Source organism: Blastopirellula marina, from assembly GCF_002967715.1.
In the GTDB taxonomy this organism is placed as follows: Bacteria; Planctomycetota; Planctomycetia; order Pirellulales; family Pirellulaceae; genus Bremerella; species Bremerella marina_B.
This window is the reverse complement of the sequence record NZ_PUIA01000035.1, coordinates 233,726-249,189: the sequence shown is the minus strand read 5'-3', so window position 1 is coordinate 249,189 and position 15,464 is coordinate 233,726. Positions and strand designations below refer to the sequence as shown.

The following is a 15,464-nucleotide window of genomic DNA, read 5'->3' as shown; positions in this document are numbered from 1 at the left end:
TTATGAGCACCAAATCACGCTTCGTGCTGTTCTTGTGGCTGCTATTGCCCCTACTGCTGCTACTGTTTGTCTTGTCCCCGGTCCTATCGGGCGGACTTATGTTGGGCGAATATGTTCAAATGGTGGCAGAGGCGATCGATGAGTACGTCTTTCCATAACGCCGGTTGCCCCGGGCAAACGTTCTGACCTGTTCCGTCTCCTGGTGCGTGGGACTGCCGCTCTCGACAGTGCCAGACGTGCGTCGATTAGAAATCTAATCCGTTCGGCGATCGCTTTCGGATGGATTGAATAGGCCAAGTTTCGGGGAACGTTAACCAAAGAACGCCGTCAACCGCTGGGCAAGCCACGTTCGGAATTCTGGCGTGGTGGGTGGGCAGTGTTTCATGCCTGGGACGACCTCGACTTCGGCGGTGGGTACCTGCGACCGCAGTCGCTGTTCGACCAGATGGCCGGGGAACGAGATGTCCTCTTCCCCCACGATCGCCAACACGGGCATGGTCAGTTGTTTCAGTTGTTCATCCGTTGCCACCGGGGGAATGCGTGGGTCCATTTTCAGATCACGAATCGTACAAGCAATGAAGCCGCCCCAGTCGTCGTCCCAGGTCGATAGCAGTGGTAACAACAGCTTTTGCAGATTGGCTTCACTGGGGCGTACCTGGTAGCGGATCATTGGCCACGCCATTTTCATGAGCCCGGTAAGGTGCGAACCGTTGGCAATGCCTGCTGGTACCAGCAGCGCCAGGCGCGGCACGCTGTGTGGCATGTGCGAGGCCGTCAATCGCGCGATGAAGCCTCCCCAACTCACGCCCAGTAGGTTGGCCGATTCGAGCGAGAGGCCATCCATCACGTCGGCCAACCAGAACGCCGCCGATTCGTCTTGGAGAGGAAGCCGCACATCGAGACCTCGTACCGATTGCCCCGGCAACTCTGGCGCATAGACACGGTACTTCGTTAGCAGCGGGCCCAGTTCCGAAAGCAAAAACGCGGCCCCGGTGCGCATGGCATGCAGCACGACCAGCGGTGGGGCATCGGCCGGGCCGGTTACCAGTACCTGGTTTTCCCCGAACCGCGTCGGCACGGTTCTCGTTTCGACTGGCGTTTCTATCTTAGCCAGGAATCGTTCGTACCATTGATCAAGTCGCTGGCGACCAGCAGCGGTCTTGTAGAGATGTGATTTCAAGATGTGCTCCGATTGGAACGATCCGCTATATCAGGTTAATATCGCTTAGTCTGTGATCAAGCATTCGGACGTCGAGAATTATAACAGGGATAGTGCGTGGTACTATCTCGGTGATGTGAACTAGAACTTTCGCCTGCGTAACGCGTGGTACTGAGGACTACTGTGAACAGTGACGAACTGATTACCTTGTATCGCGCGCCTGACTCCGTACCGCCGGTTTCTGCGCTGGCCGATGTCGACAGCGTCGACTGGTCCGCGGTCGATCACGCCTATGGGCCGGCGACCGATGTTCCGGCGCTGCTGCGGGCGATGACTTCGACCGAGTCGACCCACCGCGACTACGCGATGCAGACTCTCTTTCAAACGATCTGGCATCAAGGGACGATCTATGCGGCCTCAGCCAAGGCGGTGCCCTTTCTGCTGAAACTGTTGGAAGCCGACGGACCGCACGACAAGGCGGCCGTTGCCTACTTGCTGGCCAGCTTGGCGGAAGGTCAGCCGTCCTTCTTTCGCTGCGAAAACAACCCGGAAGAGGCTGCCAGGTGGCGCGAGATCTTGGCCAAGAGTAACCGTTCGCTCGACGAAGAGATGGCCGCCGGGCGAATCTATCATGCCGATCTGCGACAACAGATTGGACAGCAGTTGGACCTGCTGTACCCTTACCTGCGAGATCCGCACCCCGAGGTCCGGCAGATGATCGTTGTGGCGATTGGCACCTACCCTGAGATCGTCAAACGGGTAGTGCCTAACTTGAAAGAGCGACTCGACGAGGAGCCAGACCCCTACGTCCGCGAGTCGCTGCAACAAGTGATTGAAAGTAGCTTGCCCGGAAGCTGAGTAAAAGTCTCAGGCTACTTCGACTGGGAAATGACCTTGGCCTTCGACTGGGACCAATCGGCTTTGGGGGTTGCTTCCCACAGCGAGAAGTCCTTGAACGAAACCGACTCGCCACCAACCGTCAGGCCGAAGTTCGTTTTGTCGACGTCGATCGCCTCGTGGCTGCCGTAGGCGACCTGTTTGCCGTCGAGCCGGGCCAGCATCTCGGGGCCGTTGAACTCGACGACCAGCGTGTGCCACTTGCCAGGGGCGATCTTCGTTTTCACCATTTGCAGCAGTTCGGCTTTGTCAGGGCCGGCATGGTCGTGATCGTCTTTGCGGACCGAAAAACCGTTGGCGTTGATCATTACCCGCGAGTTATGCCCCTTGGCGTCGTTGATGCTCAAGGTCGTGGTTTTCGAGCCATCCATCTTGAAGCTGTACTGCAGCACCAGGTTGCGTACCTTTTGATTCACCCGCATCGCGGCAACGTGCTCGTCTGCTTTCAGTTCCGATCCCTGCGTCGCGCCATCAACGGCTTCCCACTTCCCCTTGGCCGTACGCCACTGTTTGCTCGGTCCGGTCTCGAAGCTATCGCTCAGCAGCAACTTGCCACGCTCGCACATCAGCGTATCGAGTGGCGAAGAAGCCTCTTCCGCCATCGCCGTTAGTGCCAGCAGGACGGTACTCAAACCCAAAGCAAACGCGGTCGAACGAATCATGGCTGTCTTCCAGATGGGAAACGGGAATAGGTTGGGGCAGAAGTCTCTCTGCTCAACGTACCCTGCCTGCCGGCGCGGCTCAATAGCCAGGCCGTTTTCGCAAGCTGGCCGAGCGGCTAACCCACCTTGGCCAGGTCGATGACGAACTGGTTTTGCGGCGAGGTATTCGTCAGGTCGAGCGTGGGCGAGTAGTCGACGATGTGAACCTTGTTGTCGCTGGTGAATTCCATCAGTCGCAGCCAGCCGTCGCCGCCGTTGGGTTTCATCTGGAAGTTGACCAGCATCTGGTGGACGTCGCGCCCGCCAGGCGTGGTGCTGGTAACGCGCCCCAGGCCATCGTTCAGCACATGTCCGTTGAGCGTCAGGATGAAGTTCTCGTGCTTGCTGACCAGGTTGTTCCACAGCTCTTCGCCGTCGGAAACGTCGTCGGCGGTAGCTTTGGCGACGCCGTACGAGTGGGGGTTCCAGTTCTGCTTCGTGCCGTACTTCTTCCAGTCGTAGCGGGTTTCGTCGTAGTAGATGTACGCGTGCGTGATCAGGATCGCTTCGCGGTCTGAATACTTCTCGGCGATTTCATTGGCCCAGCGAACGACGTCGGCACGCGGACCAAATTCCAGGCCGATGACCACAAAATCACGCCCGCCGGAAGAGAACAGGTGATACGTGTTCTCCATGCGGTCCGCTTCCTTGTCGTACGTGCCGCCGAAGGTTGACTGCGACTGGAACTTGGCCAGCGGGAAGTACTGATTCAAGTTCGTGGTGCGGTCCTTGGCCGAGCCGCCGTCGCTATAGTCGTGATTGCCAGGCACCATGAAGTAAGGAATGTGCCCGTCTAGTTGGGACATCGCCTTGACGGCCACGTCCCACTGCTCGGGCGTGTTGCGGTTGGTGATATCCCCCAGGTGCAACACCGCCGAGATATTACGGGCATCCTTGTTCTCGACCAGCCACTTAGTCTGGGCATAGAAACCTTCCGGTACCTTTTGGCAGTACATCTGCGTGTCAGGCAGGACGGCGATCGTGAAGCTATCTTTCTCCACGCGCGCCGGAACGCCAGACTTCTTCGCGGCATCGTCCTCGGCAGCCATCGCAGAAGACGTCATCGCCATCGGCAACGAAGACAACACCGGCAAAGCAAGACCAGACTTCAATAATTGGCGGCGGCTGAGATGCGACATGCGATGGTTCCGAAAGGTGGGAAGTTCGAGTGAAAGCAGACCCTCTGTTATAGGCGTTTTGCCGCCAGATTAAAGACCTGCCCTGGGGGATGCCCGGGAAATTAACGTGACTATAAAGAAACGTGCCGCGCCGAATTCATCGCGAATTGGCGATACGCAACTCCGACTTGCCATCACTGCGGCAGAAGCTGTTGAGATGGGGGCGGGAAGTATTAGATTATGCCTGGGATGTTGGAAGCAGGTGGATCGAGAGGAGATCGTTTTCTGCCGTTGATCGCCTGTTGGCAAATCTCTTGCAGATGTTCTACGGCATCGAGTAGCGAATCTGGGTCTTCGGGATGACAGGCCAGTTGTTCGACGCGTACTGCGGCGTCGGTAATCTCTTGAAAGCCATAGCCGCCACCAGAGCCTTTAAGTTGGTGGGCAAGCATGGTCAATTCATCGAACCGCGCTTGAGACATATACTCTTCAATTTGATTGATCTTCTTGGCCAGGCCTTGCAGGAAGCTGTCGATCACCGGGGCAAATTCATGGTTGTCGGCCAGTTCGCTCCAAATCGCATCGCGCGGTGGTTGGGTTTGTTCAACCGGGGCGATCGGCGCAGATTCGGAAGTCATTGGCTCGATCGATTGCTGGCCATTTTGATCGAGCCAGCGACGGCAAATCGAGAGGAAGGCCATCTTCTCAATCGGCTTGCTGGTATACTCGCTGCAGCCTGCTTCCAGGCACTTCACGCGTGCTTCTTCCATGGCGTGTGCCGTCAACGCTACGATCGGCAGTTTGCTGCCGCGGGCACGTAATGTTCTGGCCAGTGTGTATCCATCCATTTCCGGCATTTGGATATCGGTCACGATCAGATCGAACGACTTGCCTTGTGCGGATGATCGGGCGATTGCCTCGAGTGCGATGCGGCCATTGTCCGCTATTTCGACTTCCGCACCGGCCTTTCGCAGGTAATGCGAGAGAAGTCGTTGGTTGTCCTTGCCGTCTTCGGCGAGCAAGATTCTTCCACCTGTCAGGTCGATCGCATCCAGCGTGGCAGGTTGCGCGGGAATGCTTTCCGATTCAATTTCTTTCGGATCAGTCAGCATCTCGTGTTGGCTCCACTTTCCAGGCGGAATGCTGAAAGTAAAGGTCGATCCAACGTCGGGAGTGCTGCTTACGAAGATCTCTCCTCCCATTAATTCCACGAGTCGCTTCGAGATCGCCAATCCCAGACCGGTTCCTCCGAAGCAGCGTCCCACGGATGAATCGGCCTGTGAAAAGGGTTTGAACAAACGGCCAATATGTTCCGGGGGAATACCGATTCCCGAGTCGAGCACTTCGAACCGCAAATGATGCTCGTTGACTCCATGGGGAACGAATTGGAGGCGAACTTCGACCTGCCCCTCTTGGGTGAACTTGACCGCGTTACCAATGAGATTCAACAGTACCTGTCTCAGGTGGACGGGCGATCCTTCGATGTACCGAGGAATCTTGCCGGCGTAAGTTAAGTAGAGCTGAATTCCCTTTTGTTTGGCGCGCACTTGAAGCAAGGTAATCACTTCCGCGACGATTCTGCCGGGGCATGTTGGTACACGCTCTAGCTCGACATTTCCCGACTCGATCTTGGAAATGTCGAGAATGTCGTTCATGATTTCCAGCAAATGCTCGCCGTTGCGTTTGATGATCTCGACCGCTTGCGCTTCGGGACCATCCTTCAGTGTCGACGCAAGCTCGCTGGCATAGCCGAGAATCGCCGTAAGGGGCGTCCGGATCTCATGGCTCATATTCGCCAGGAAGTCACTTTTGGCGCGATTCGCTTGCTCGGCGTCTACTTGGGCTTCCTTGAGACGTTTGGCTTGCTGCGTGAGCTCTTTAGCCTGGGCCTTGACGCGAAGTTCCGATTCACTCGCCTCTTCGGCGACCGTCTTCAAGCGTTGTTCATACCGCTTGCGATCCGTGATATCACGCACGATACCCGTAAAGTAGCGGTAGTCTCCCATTTTGACTTCACTGACGGAAAGTTCCATCGGGAAGGTCGAGCCATCCTTGCGACGTCCCACCGCTTCGCGCCCCAAGCCGATTACGCGTCGAATTCCACTGGCTTTGTAGTTCTGCAAGTAATTGTCATGCTCGTCCCGGAATGGTGCAGGCATGAGCATCTTCACGTTTTCCCCAACCATCTCATGATGAGAGTAGCCGAAAACCTTCAGTGCGGCTTGATTGAACGATTTGATCAGGCCGTTCTCGTCAATCGTGATGATGGCATCCACGGCCGCATTCAGAATAGCACGCCCCCGGGCCTCGCTATCTCGCAGCGCGTTCTGGGCTCTTTTGACCTTTGTAACATCACGCACCGTCCCGACGAACAGACGATCTTCGCCATCAATCACTTCCGAGATCGACAACTCCATGGGGAATGTCGCGCCGTCCTTTCGTTTACCGAGCACCTCGCGGCCAATGCCGATCACGCGACGTTCGCCCGTCTCCAGGTAACGCGCAAGATAACCGTCGTGCTCCGTCTGGTACGGCTTGGGCATCAGGATACGAACGTTGAGCCCCAGGACTTCCTCGGCCGAGAAGCCAAACAAACGTTCGGCGGCAGGGTTGAAGGCCTTGATCACGCCGTTGGTGTTGATGATCACGATGGAGTCAACAGCCGCCGCGAGAAGCGCTTGAGTACGACCTTCGCTGCGTTTCAGGGAAGCTTCCAGTTTGTGAAACGCCGTGACATCTCGAATCGTAACGAGCCGAACCAGGGCATCATCCGACTTCGTCATCAAGCTATGAGAAAAGTCGAGGATCCGTCGTCCGATATTGGGAAGTTCCACTTCGAGTTGTGCTCGGCTCACGAATACAAAATTCGTATCGCGATCGCCAATGAGTCGGCGTAGTGGTGTTGTATCCCAGCAGCCCTGGTGGATCTCAAAGAAGGACTTGCTAATCAATTCATCCGAGGACAACCCGACAAGTTCATCGAACTGTTCATTGGTACCGAGAATCACACCGCTCGCATCCAACAGGAGAGCCGGGTTGGGAAGAGCATCTAAGTACCGGTGGAAGTGGGGGAGACCTTCAATTTGCGGGTGGGCGTGATGTAACATGCGGGCAATCCACAGCGAAGACCGATTGGCAGTTCGTGACCTCTCCGTTCGACAACCGCCCAAACTTTCAAACCCAAAAGCCGATACCGAATCTATCGATTTGGGTACACGCCAACCGTGAGATCCACACCAGGCGTAGTCACGCGCGGCGTGACAATAGCAAGAGAAGCAAAAGTGCACTGCGATACGCAGTTTAACCTGGAAGACGTATGCCCCGTCTCAAGATCATCTTTAGCCGAACGGATGACGACGCCTGGTGTGGATCATCGGTAAAACCGTTGGAACTTTGGATCCTGTGTTTGTCTGAGCAGGTTCATAAGTGTTTTCGACATGGGCTCGAAAGTTACTCCATGAAAACATGGATATATCACGTGGAATCCGGACTGCCAGCGGTGATTGAGCGAGGAGCCCGTTCGATTCCCCCCCTCTGCAATCGGAGTTGCTTACCCCGAACCTTTCCGGCGTTGATAGCACTGGTGTCATGTGCCGTTGCCGGGTTGTTAATCGACAAAGCTTGAAACGTCCCGGGAAACGCGGGCACTTCCCGGCCGGTAGAGTGGTGATTCCTAGTGATAGCTTGGGCAAACGAAAGCACGGACCGGGCGACGTCACTTAGGTATGGCGGTCCGACGAGTAAGATCAGTCCAGCTTCAACTCCAAATCAGGCATGTCTTCCTCAACCGTGATCGTGAAGGTCGATTTCTTTTCGCTGCCATATTTCTTCAGCACGGCCAGGTACGATTTGGCCGTGCTGGTCTTGCCCCCTTGGACGGCGGCCGGGTCTTGCACGTAGACGGTGTGCTTGCCGGGGGCGACGCCTGGCGTGCTGACCACCTTCATCTCGAAGTGCCCCTCGTCGTCGGTCGTGGCGTAGCTCTCAGGGTGTTCTCCGGTGTTCTCCGGGACGAAAAAGATCATCATCCCGGCGATCGGCTCGCCTTGGTGCGTGAGCCGACCTTTGACTTGATACAGTCCGGAATCGTTGCCGCCGCAGCCAGTGAAGGCCAACGACAAAGGTACGAGCAACCAGAGAAACGTCATCGAGCGCGCGTAGTTAGACATGGTGAGTCTCATTGCCATGGGCCAAGGTTGGTCATGAATTCGCAAGTGATTCGACAATCGCTTTAAGGAAGCGACACCACTTCATCACCGTTGCGAGTGTGCAGCCAACGCCATGGATCACGAGCAATCGTTTCGGGGATGAACTTCACGCTGCCGTCACACATGGCCGCCAGGACTCCGCCTGGGTGATCGCTTCGCGAGGTGCGGCATCCGAGGTTAGCCAGAACAACATTCGGAGGAAAACTGGTTCCTCCTTGATTGGATAGAGCGAGCCCTTCCGAGTTGTGGTTCACCCAGAAAAACGGATTCGAGGCCGCCCCTTGGGTTTTGAGTTCCTGCTCGTCGCTGTCGTGCTTCTGTTCCAGCAGCAAGAATGTATTGGTCGTGCCGTCGGTGATGTCCTTGAAGTTGACGCTGCTGTTCTTGTAGCCAATACCGTTGAATTTCAGTGCCCGTTCCGGACAGCAGCTACTGCCCGAATTGCCGGCGTTCATCGCGTAGTCTTTGAAGTCGGTCTCGGGGCCGCGGCGGGCGGCACTTGGGCAGACGAACATCTCAGGCATGTTCTGGGCGGCGTACTGATTCGCCGTATCGCCGTGCGAGCCATACTCGTCGAAGTAGTTATCCCCTCGCTCGCTCGTCCATGCCAACTTGCTGGTGTCGATGCGTTCGGCCAGGTTTGCCGCTTCCACGAAGTCCAGCATTAGCGCCGGCCAGCCGTGCATGCCGCGATACCAGACGCCGTCGTTCTCGGCGTTACTCTGGTGGCTATTCAAAGCCAAAGCCCCGCTCGGAAACGACCCGACGGTGTCGTGATAGTTGTGCATGCCGAGCGCGATTTGTTTCATGTTGTTGGTGCATTGCATCCGCCGAGCCGCCTCGCGGGCCTGCTGTACAGCCGGCAAAAGCAAGGCAATCAGCACCCCAATAATTGCAATCACAACGAGCAGTTCGACCAGCGTAAAGCCACATTTTCGCATGGGAAATCCTCGGACATAGAAAAGAAAAAAAGAGATAAGGTTGGGAAATGAATTACACCCCCTCGCTGTGATAATATCGGGATATCACCCGATTTGCAACATAAATTCGCGCGCGAAACGTACCTGTGCGTGAGCCGATTCGCAGGCGATTGAGCCAATTTCTGCCTCATCCATATCTATTACCAGTATTCCCTGGGGATGAGATTACGCCGTTGGCTGCGAGCCACCGTAAGCATCGAGCCCGATTCATGGCTCGCGGACCCTTTTCCTGAGATCCTGTATTTGTCGGCAAACTTCCGGCAGGCCGCGTGGGGCGTCGATGAATTCGACTGGTTGGCAGCTCAATGGTCTAGCGGCATGGAAAACGTCGCAATGATTCCCGCTACCCGCAATAGCGGACTTCCCTTGATTTTGGCAAAATGCCGCCAATCAGGATTGGCATCGATTAACAGCCCCACCGATGCCCTCCTGCGAAGATAGGCAGAATAAGTCACTCAGGAGCAAGCCCCCGTGTTCAGTAGTCCTTTGCGTCGCGCCCTCAAGCGAGGTCTCAAGCCAGGCGGAGATTTGGTGGAAGAACTGCGCGGACTGGATGACTACGTGATCACCTCGAAGAACGACGCCGAAGCCATCTGCGAGGCGCTGACCACGCTGCCAGGCGACCGGGTCTACAACGCGCGGCACTTCTCGTCGCCGCTGCACGAACTGACCGGGCTGTTTCAAGATGTCGAAGGGCGTCAGTGTCCTGCGTTCGAAGAGTTGTACGAGGAAGGCCTGCCTGAGCTGATCCGGATTTTCGATGCGATGGTCGACGATGCCAGCGAAGAGGAAGTCGACGACCTGTTGTACGTGCTGAAGATCCTGGCGATGTACGGCTCGTTCGAAGGGGCTCAGAAGGTCGTCGAGGCAGCGCAAATTCCGCTCAAGCCGGAAGCGTACATGTGGCACGTGATCCTCTCGACCTTTTCGGAAGATCACCCGCAGCGCGAGTTCGTCATCCAGTCCCTCAGCGATCCATTGCCGACCGGCTTTATGGCGATCGGCCTGTTAGACTGCGCCACCAGCGCCGCGATCAACGGCGCGTTCGATCAGCATCCGTTCGACTCGCCGGCCGGCACACAGATGCTCCGCGGGTGGCTGGAAGATCCCGACCCAGAAAAATACAGCTACGCCCACAGTGCCACCGGGGCCCTCCCCTTCATTAGCAATCCGCCGCGAGATGAACTGCTGGAACTGGCCATGCAGCACCCCGATCCTTCCGTGCAACTGGAAGCGGCCTGGGCAGCGGGCGAGCTTGGTCGCGAAGACGGCCTGAACATGCTGGTCCAGTTTTGCCTGGACGTAAACCATAGCGACGCTGCCCAGCGCTACCTGGAAGAGCTGGAGCGTACCGATCTGATTCCCAGCCAGGCCCAAGAGGAATCGTTTCAGGCCAAAGCAGAATTCTCAGGCTGGTTGTCGCATCCCAACGAACTCGGTCAGGCCCCTGACCAGCTCGAAGTAGTCGACCACCGTCAATTGGCCTGGCCTCCCGAGCGTGAAGTCCGCTCGATGTGGTTGATTCGCTACTTGATGCGCGACGATTCCGGCCTGGAAGAAGACGACGTCGATTGCGGTCTGGTGGGTAGTGTTACGTGGTGCTTCTTCACCTACAAGATGAATCAGCGTCCGCCAGAGGATGTCTACGCAATCCACTGCTACTGGGAAATGGAAAACGCCGAGCTGATCGACGAAACGGAAGTAACCGATCCCAACGAGTACGCCGGCATGCTCAGTCAGTGGACCGGCGACGCGCTCGAGAACGCCAACATTACCCAGGTGGCCGAGACCTCGCCGAAGCTCAACGTCCACGCACGCTTCGTCGCGCTGGCATCGGCCACGCTCAACGGCGAGGACGGCTGGGTCGTGCTCGATGGTCCCCGCAGTACCTGGTACCCGCAGTCCGAGCAGCCCAGCGAGACGATCGACAGCGTGGTGCTGAAGATCCACGTTGGCCGGCAACTGTTGGGTTTTGAAGACGAACCTGATCGCAAGAGCTACCTGGTCGAAACGGCACCCCGCCGCACGCCTGAGGAGTATCTCGCTGCGTACGAAAAGATGCTCGACGACGCGACCAACGCCAGCAGCCGCAATCAAAAGAAGCTGCTGGGCAACCACAGCATGCTGGCCAGCCACTTCGACCGTTACGTCGATTCGCTGGTCGATGCGCGCGAGGCCGACCGCAACGAAGTCGTTATCGGCACGTACCAGCGACTGCTGTCCGCGGCCCGCGATGCCTGCGCAGACGTTCAGGAAGAAGCGTTCGATTCGTTCGGCATATTGGGTGGCGCGTTCGACGCCTACGTCGACGCGTTAAAGGCCCAGCACCGCGACGCCGAGATCACGGCGGCGGTCGAGTTCTTCGAACCCTTTTGGCAACACAACCTCGGCTACGGCCGCCTGGGCCGCGCTGCCTACCTGGCCGGCGAATACGATCTGGCCGAACCTTTCTTCCTCGACATTCGCGACGGGATGGAGGCCTTCTACCGCAGCGAAACGATGAGCATGCTGGCCGAGATCTGGTTCCAACGCGGCGAAACAAAAGCCGCCGCCGACCTGCTGATCGATTGCCTCACCCAAACTCGCCGCGACTTCCAGGAAAGCGAATACCTCTCGGACCGGAAGATGTTCGCCGAAAGCTACGTGGCCCACCGCGCAACCTACCTCCGGCTGTTCCCCGGCGGCGAAGCCGACCTGGAACAACAGTCGCTACCGGTCGAGCTGAAGTAGAATCGCAGGCGTCAGCAAACGTCTCTGGTCCCCTCTCCACCGTTTGCGGTGGGAGAGGGTTAGGGGGCCGCACCAGGTTCGAACGAAAGAGGCGACCTGCGCTGGTAGAAAGTCAGCACGACTTGCTCAGTCTTTTTGCTTGATAGACAGCGTTGTTGAATTGCTTCCACGCGACAACTACGATGGTGCCGACATCCTATCCAACTTTCGGAACCTACTCTCTCAGGTCGTAATTTCCATGGCAACGATGATCCTCTCGTTATTCCTGCTCACCATCGCGTTTATCGCCGGTGGTATTGGCAGCTTTGGCGCTTTCCAACACAGCCAAGGCAAGCAGTTTTTGCTGCCGCAGAAAGTGTGCATGGGGCTGTCCGCCTTCGGCCTGTTTACTGTTGCGTTTGTTGTCATACAGATGATGAAATAAGCAAGCAGGTGCCAGGCCCACATCCGCGTGGGCATGGCTTTAGCAACGTTGCGACGAAATCGAAGAAGAATAACCACGGATTACGCAGAGGAGCGCGGATAAGTCGTAGGATGGCTACCGACGTCTTCGTTGGATTGCCCTCTTGGGACGCTGAAAGATGGCTATCGCCAGGGAAGGCGTAGCCATCCTACAACGCGCTGGGTAAATGTTTTAATCGTAGGATGGCTACCGACGTCTTCGTCGGATAGCCATCTTGAAATGTTGAGATCGATGGCTATCGCCTCGGAATCCGAAATCCAACGGGGCGACAGAATCTTTAGATGTTGTTTTCTGCCTGCCCTTTCAGGGCTTAGAGAGTGTTCGCATACGGATGTCCTACGCCGATAGGATTTTTCGAGTCGACCAAGTCGACGTCTAATATCCGCGCCCATCCGCGTAATCCGCGGTTGTACCTCTTCTCCTCCCCCTCTTCCCTCTACGGCAATTCTTCCCGCAATCTGATCCCAGGCATATTTTCCCCCGCCGCAACTGCGATACATTGAATGCCGTTCGCCGGGCCTGACGGATGCAGGGAGGGCGGTCATCTTTACCCCAAGGGCATTGCGTAGATGGAAATCGAGTCGTCGCTGAAGTGGCTTCTGGCCGTTACGATGGTTCTTTATCTCATTGTCATGTATGTGATCGGCGTCATTGCCCAGCGGAAGGTGCACAACGCCGAAGACTTTCTGGTAGCTGGCCGAAAGCTGCCCCTCTCGTTTGCCTGGATGACGCTGCTGGCCACCTGGTTCGGTGCCGGCACCATGCTGACTGCCGCCGATGAAGTCCGCAGCGAAGGGCTCACACGCGGCGCGCTCGATCCCTTCGGTGCCGGATTTTGCCTGCTGATCGCCGGGCTGTTCGTGGCCGGTCCGATGTGGCGCATGCAACTGCTCACCGTGCCTGACTTCTTTCGCCGCAAGTTCGGTTCGTCGGCGGAACTGATCTCGTCGTTGATCCTGGTCCCCAGCTACTTCGGCTGGATCGCCGCGCAGTTCACCGCCTTGGCCGAAGTGCTGCAACTCTTCTTTGGCATCCCGCTGTTCTGGGGCATTTTGATCGTAGCGATCGTCGGCACTGGCTACACGCTGATGGGCGGCATGTGGTCGGTAACGCTGACCGATGCCGTGCAGATCTCGCTGGTGCTGCTCGGACTGCTGGTGCTCGGCGGCGTCGTGCTATTCGAACTAGGCAGCGGCAACATGCTGGTCGGCATCACGCGGGTTCGCGAAGAGACCGATCCCGGAATGTGGACGATCATTCCCACCGATAGTTTCCCCAGCCTGGTCGGCTGGATCGGCGTGTTCGCGATTGGTGCCCTGGGAAACCTCCCAGGCCAAGACCTGATGCAGCGCGTCTTCGCTGCCAACTCCGAGCGCACGGCGAAGTGGGCCTGCCTGGTCGCTGGCGTGCTGTATCTGCTCTTCGGCGCGATCCCGCTGCTGCTGGCCTTGGCCGGCAATATTTTGTTCCCCGAAGACATGGAAACGAAAATCCTCCCCGCCCTGGCCCATGCGTTTTTGCATCCCGTGGTGGCGGTGATCTTTCTGGTCGCGCTGTTGTCGGCGATTCTGTCGACGATCGATAGCGCCATCCTGTCGCCTGCCAGCGTGATGGCGCAAAACATCTTTCCCCGCTTCGGCTGGTCCGACACGCTACGAAGCAACCGCATCGCGATTCTGATGGTCGCTATCTGCAGCCTGGTGCTTTCGTACGCCGGCGAAAGCGCCTACGCGCTATTGGAAGAAGCGTACCTGTTAACGATGGTCGGGCTGTTCGTCCCGCTGATCGTCGGCTTGTACACCAGGCCCTGCAGTCCCACGGCCGCGATCGTCAGCATGCTCGTCGGCACCTGCATCTGGGCGGTGCACTTTGCCCTGGGGTGGGAAACATTCCTGCCGGTGGGCGGCTTCATGCAGGCGATGGAGCTACCCATCTCGCTAACCGCCACAGCCGCCGCCGCGATCGCCTACTTCTGCATCCAATGGCCCTGGCAAACCCAATTCGGCCCCGCCCCCGCCGAGGCAGAAGAAGAGCTGCCAGCCACGGATCTCGCGGATGAACGCGGATAGAAGAGAAGAGGGATCTAACCACGGATCTCGCGGATGAACACGGATAAGAGAGAAGAGGCACGGGTATGAAGAACGAACAACTTCAACCACCAATTCCCTATCCGCGCCTATCTGCGTAATCCGCGGTCAAAACTTTTCTGCCTACCTCTTTCAGTTGATAAAGTTTTGCGGATAACGGAAAACGCCCATAGAATTGGGTGCACATCCCCAGGAAAGCAAATTCTTTCGCGAAACAAGTTCGGCCGATTGACCTCGTCATGCAGCAGCGAGCCATATATCCCAAACGCCCGGTGAGAGCGACCTTCATTACTTTCCTCAGCTTGTCCGCGTTTGTCGGTGCGTTCATGCCATTCGACCAGACCATTCGCGATGCTTGGCCGTTTGCATTGGGTTACTGTGCGCTGCTCGCGGTTAGTAGTGTCGGTTTGGCGCGACTAGGTTGGCGTGGCTGGCTGCTGGTTGTTGCGGGGACGATGATTGCTGTTGCTCCCGCAGCCGTTGGCATTGCACTCATGCTTCGTCCAGGTGGTTCCATCGAAGATGGAGACGTTTGGTTGCCGGTGTCATTGTATTTGTTTTATGCACTCATGGCGTTTGGCGTTTGTCTCGTCATAAGAGGTTGGACGCTGTATTTTACGAAGTCAGATGAAACGGATTGAACACGCGTAATGTCGAACCCGCAATGATCGGTACTTTTCGTCGGAGAATTCATGTCTCTTTTACAGGACGATCGAATGGACAAGGACTCGCTTACCGATATTCAACGAGATGCGATCCGCTTCTACATTGCGTCAAGACACAACGACATCACGCCCGCATTCGTCTTTCGCTTCTACCTGGTGGGAGTGGTTTACTTGGCTGTCATTTTTATTCTCTTGTCTGCATTGGCTTGGTTTCTTGTCCCGGCTGATGCCGTGATTTCAGTCAGGATTTCGCTCGTTGCGGTATTTGCCGCGATGTTTTCAACCTTGGTGTTGTGGTTTTTATGGAAATCTCATGCAAGCGTCGAGCATTGGCTAATGCTGAGGTCGATCATTGACTGGAATGCCGTCGCAAGACTGATGGACGACGACAACATTGATGATTCCATTCGTGATGAACGTTCCTAGCGTTAGGTGCACGTCGACCTCACTTCCGCA

The 15,464-nt window shown here is 56.8% G+C and carries 14 protein-coding genes; 8 read left to right on the top strand and 6 right to left on the bottom strand.

All coding sequences use genetic code 11. From position 1 onward, the window contains the following. The first annotated feature begins 2 nt into the window (after nucleotides 1-2). On the top strand, nucleotides 3-158 hold the full coding sequence (locus tag C5Y96_RS27335) for a hypothetical protein (RefSeq protein ID WP_158261176.1): 156 nt from the start codon (nucleotides 3-5) through the stop codon (nucleotides 156-158). Nucleotides 159-310: 152 nt separating this feature from the next. Here C5Y96_RS27335 and C5Y96_RS10935 read toward each other — a convergent pair whose 3' ends face one another. Continuing rightward, nucleotides 311-1,180, bottom strand: coding sequence for an alpha/beta fold hydrolase (locus tag C5Y96_RS10935; protein ID WP_105353053.1), 870 nt, complete (start codon nucleotides 1,178-1,180; stop codon nucleotides 311-313). A 162-nt stretch (nucleotides 1,181-1,342) separates the two neighbouring features. Here C5Y96_RS10935 and C5Y96_RS10930 point away from each other — a divergent pair, with 162 nt between their 5' ends. Further along, entirely contained in the window at nucleotides 1,343-2,017 is a 675-nt protein-coding gene (locus tag C5Y96_RS10930) for a HEAT repeat domain-containing protein (RefSeq protein ID WP_105353051.1), read from the top strand. A gap of 14 nt (nucleotides 2,018-2,031) precedes the next feature. Here C5Y96_RS10930 and C5Y96_RS10925 read toward each other — a convergent pair whose 3' ends face one another. The 5 genes from C5Y96_RS10925 to C5Y96_RS10905 all read right to left on the bottom strand — a co-directional run bounded on the left by C5Y96_RS10925 (nucleotide 2,032) and on the right by C5Y96_RS10905 (nucleotide 9,024). After that, on the bottom strand, nucleotides 2,032-2,718 hold the full coding sequence (locus C5Y96_RS10925) for a family 16 glycoside hydrolase (RefSeq protein ID WP_105353049.1): 687 nt from the start codon (nucleotides 2,716-2,718) through the stop codon (nucleotides 2,032-2,034). Nucleotides 2,719-2,834: 116 nt separating this feature from the next. Then, the gene (locus C5Y96_RS10920) at nucleotides 2,835-3,896 is read right to left on the bottom strand and encodes a metallophosphoesterase (protein WP_105353047.1); all 1,062 of its coding nucleotides are present in this window, start codon (nucleotides 3,894-3,896) and stop codon (nucleotides 2,835-2,837) included. Between the two features lie 212 nt (nucleotides 3,897-4,108). Beyond that, a complete protein-coding gene (locus tag C5Y96_RS10915; RefSeq protein ID WP_105353045.1) occupies nucleotides 4,109-6,982 on the bottom strand; it encodes a PAS domain S-box protein in 2,874 nt (957 codons plus the stop codon). Nucleotides 6,983-7,621: 639 nt separating this feature from the next. Further along, entirely contained in the window at nucleotides 7,622-8,044 is a 423-nt protein-coding gene (locus C5Y96_RS10910) for a DUF6795 domain-containing protein (RefSeq protein WP_105353043.1), read from the bottom strand. 62 nt (nucleotides 8,045-8,106) lie between these two features. Then, on the bottom strand, nucleotides 8,107-9,024 hold the full coding sequence (locus C5Y96_RS10905) for a DUF1559 domain-containing protein (protein WP_105353041.1): 918 nt from the start codon (nucleotides 9,022-9,024) through the stop codon (nucleotides 8,107-8,109). A 198-nt stretch (nucleotides 9,025-9,222) separates the two neighbouring features. Between C5Y96_RS10905 and C5Y96_RS27075 the strand changes: the two genes are divergently transcribed. From C5Y96_RS27075 to C5Y96_RS10880, 6 genes are all read left to right on the top strand, one after another. Continuing rightward, complete coding sequence (locus tag C5Y96_RS27075; RefSeq protein WP_146115618.1) at nucleotides 9,223-9,504, top strand: hypothetical protein; 282 nt, start codon at nucleotides 9,223-9,225, stop codon at nucleotides 9,502-9,504. Between the two features lie 30 nt (nucleotides 9,505-9,534). After that, a complete protein-coding gene (locus C5Y96_RS10900; RefSeq protein ID WP_105353039.1) occupies nucleotides 9,535-11,793 on the top strand; it encodes a HEAT repeat domain-containing protein in 2,259 nt (752 codons plus the stop codon). Nucleotides 11,794-12,031: 238 nt separating this feature from the next. Beyond that, entirely contained in the window at nucleotides 12,032-12,217 is a 186-nt protein-coding gene (locus C5Y96_RS10895; protein ID WP_146115617.1) for a hypothetical protein, read from the top strand. Nucleotides 12,218-12,825: 608 nt separating this feature from the next. Next, on the top strand, nucleotides 12,826-14,325 hold the full coding sequence (locus tag C5Y96_RS10890) for a sodium:solute symporter family protein (protein ID WP_105353035.1): 1,500 nt from the start codon (nucleotides 12,826-12,828) through the stop codon (nucleotides 14,323-14,325). 257 nt (nucleotides 14,326-14,582) lie between these two features. Then, entirely contained in the window at nucleotides 14,583-14,984 is a 402-nt protein-coding gene (locus C5Y96_RS10885) for a hypothetical protein (protein WP_146115616.1), read from the top strand. 75 nt (nucleotides 14,985-15,059) lie between these two features. Beyond that, nucleotides 15,060-15,434: a hypothetical protein gene (locus C5Y96_RS10880; RefSeq protein WP_146115615.1), complete on the top strand. Its 375-nt coding sequence runs from the start codon at nucleotides 15,060-15,062 to the stop codon at nucleotides 15,432-15,434. The last annotated feature ends 30 nt before the right edge of the window (nucleotides 15,435-15,464 follow it).

Coding starts and splice junctions, on each gene's coding strand:
- C5Y96_RS10905 (WP_105353041.1), bottom strand. CDS start 9,024: ATGCGAAAATGTGGCTTTACGCTGGTCGAACTGCTCGTTGTGATTGCA.
- C5Y96_RS10895 (WP_146115617.1), top strand. CDS start 12,032: ATGGCAACGATGATCCTCTCGTTATTCCTGCTCACCATCGCGTTTATC.
- C5Y96_RS10925 (WP_105353049.1), bottom strand. CDS start 2,718: ATGATTCGTTCGACCGCGTTTGCTTTGGGTTTGAGTACCGTCCTGCTG.
- C5Y96_RS27075 (WP_146115618.1), top strand. CDS start 9,223: ATGAGATTACGCCGTTGGCTGCGAGCCACCGTAAGCATCGAGCCCGAT.
- C5Y96_RS10910 (WP_105353043.1), bottom strand. CDS start 8,044: ATGTCTAACTACGCGCGCTCGATGACGTTTCTCTGGTTGCTCGTACCT.
- C5Y96_RS10885 (WP_146115616.1), top strand. CDS start 14,583: ATGCAGCAGCGAGCCATATATCCCAAACGCCCGGTGAGAGCGACCTTC.
- C5Y96_RS10920 (WP_105353047.1), bottom strand. CDS start 3,896: ATGTCGCATCTCAGCCGCCGCCAATTATTGAAGTCTGGTCTTGCTTTG.
- C5Y96_RS10915 (WP_105353045.1), bottom strand. CDS start 6,982: ATGTTACATCACGCCCACCCGCAAATTGAAGGTCTCCCCCACTTCCAC.
- C5Y96_RS10890 (WP_105353035.1), top strand. CDS start 12,826: ATGGAAATCGAGTCGTCGCTGAAGTGGCTTCTGGCCGTTACGATGGTT.
- C5Y96_RS10880 (WP_146115615.1), top strand. CDS start 15,060: ATGGACAAGGACTCGCTTACCGATATTCAACGAGATGCGATCCGCTTC.
- C5Y96_RS27335 (WP_158261176.1), top strand. CDS start 3: ATGAGCACCAAATCACGCTTCGTGCTGTTCTTGTGGCTGCTATTGCCC.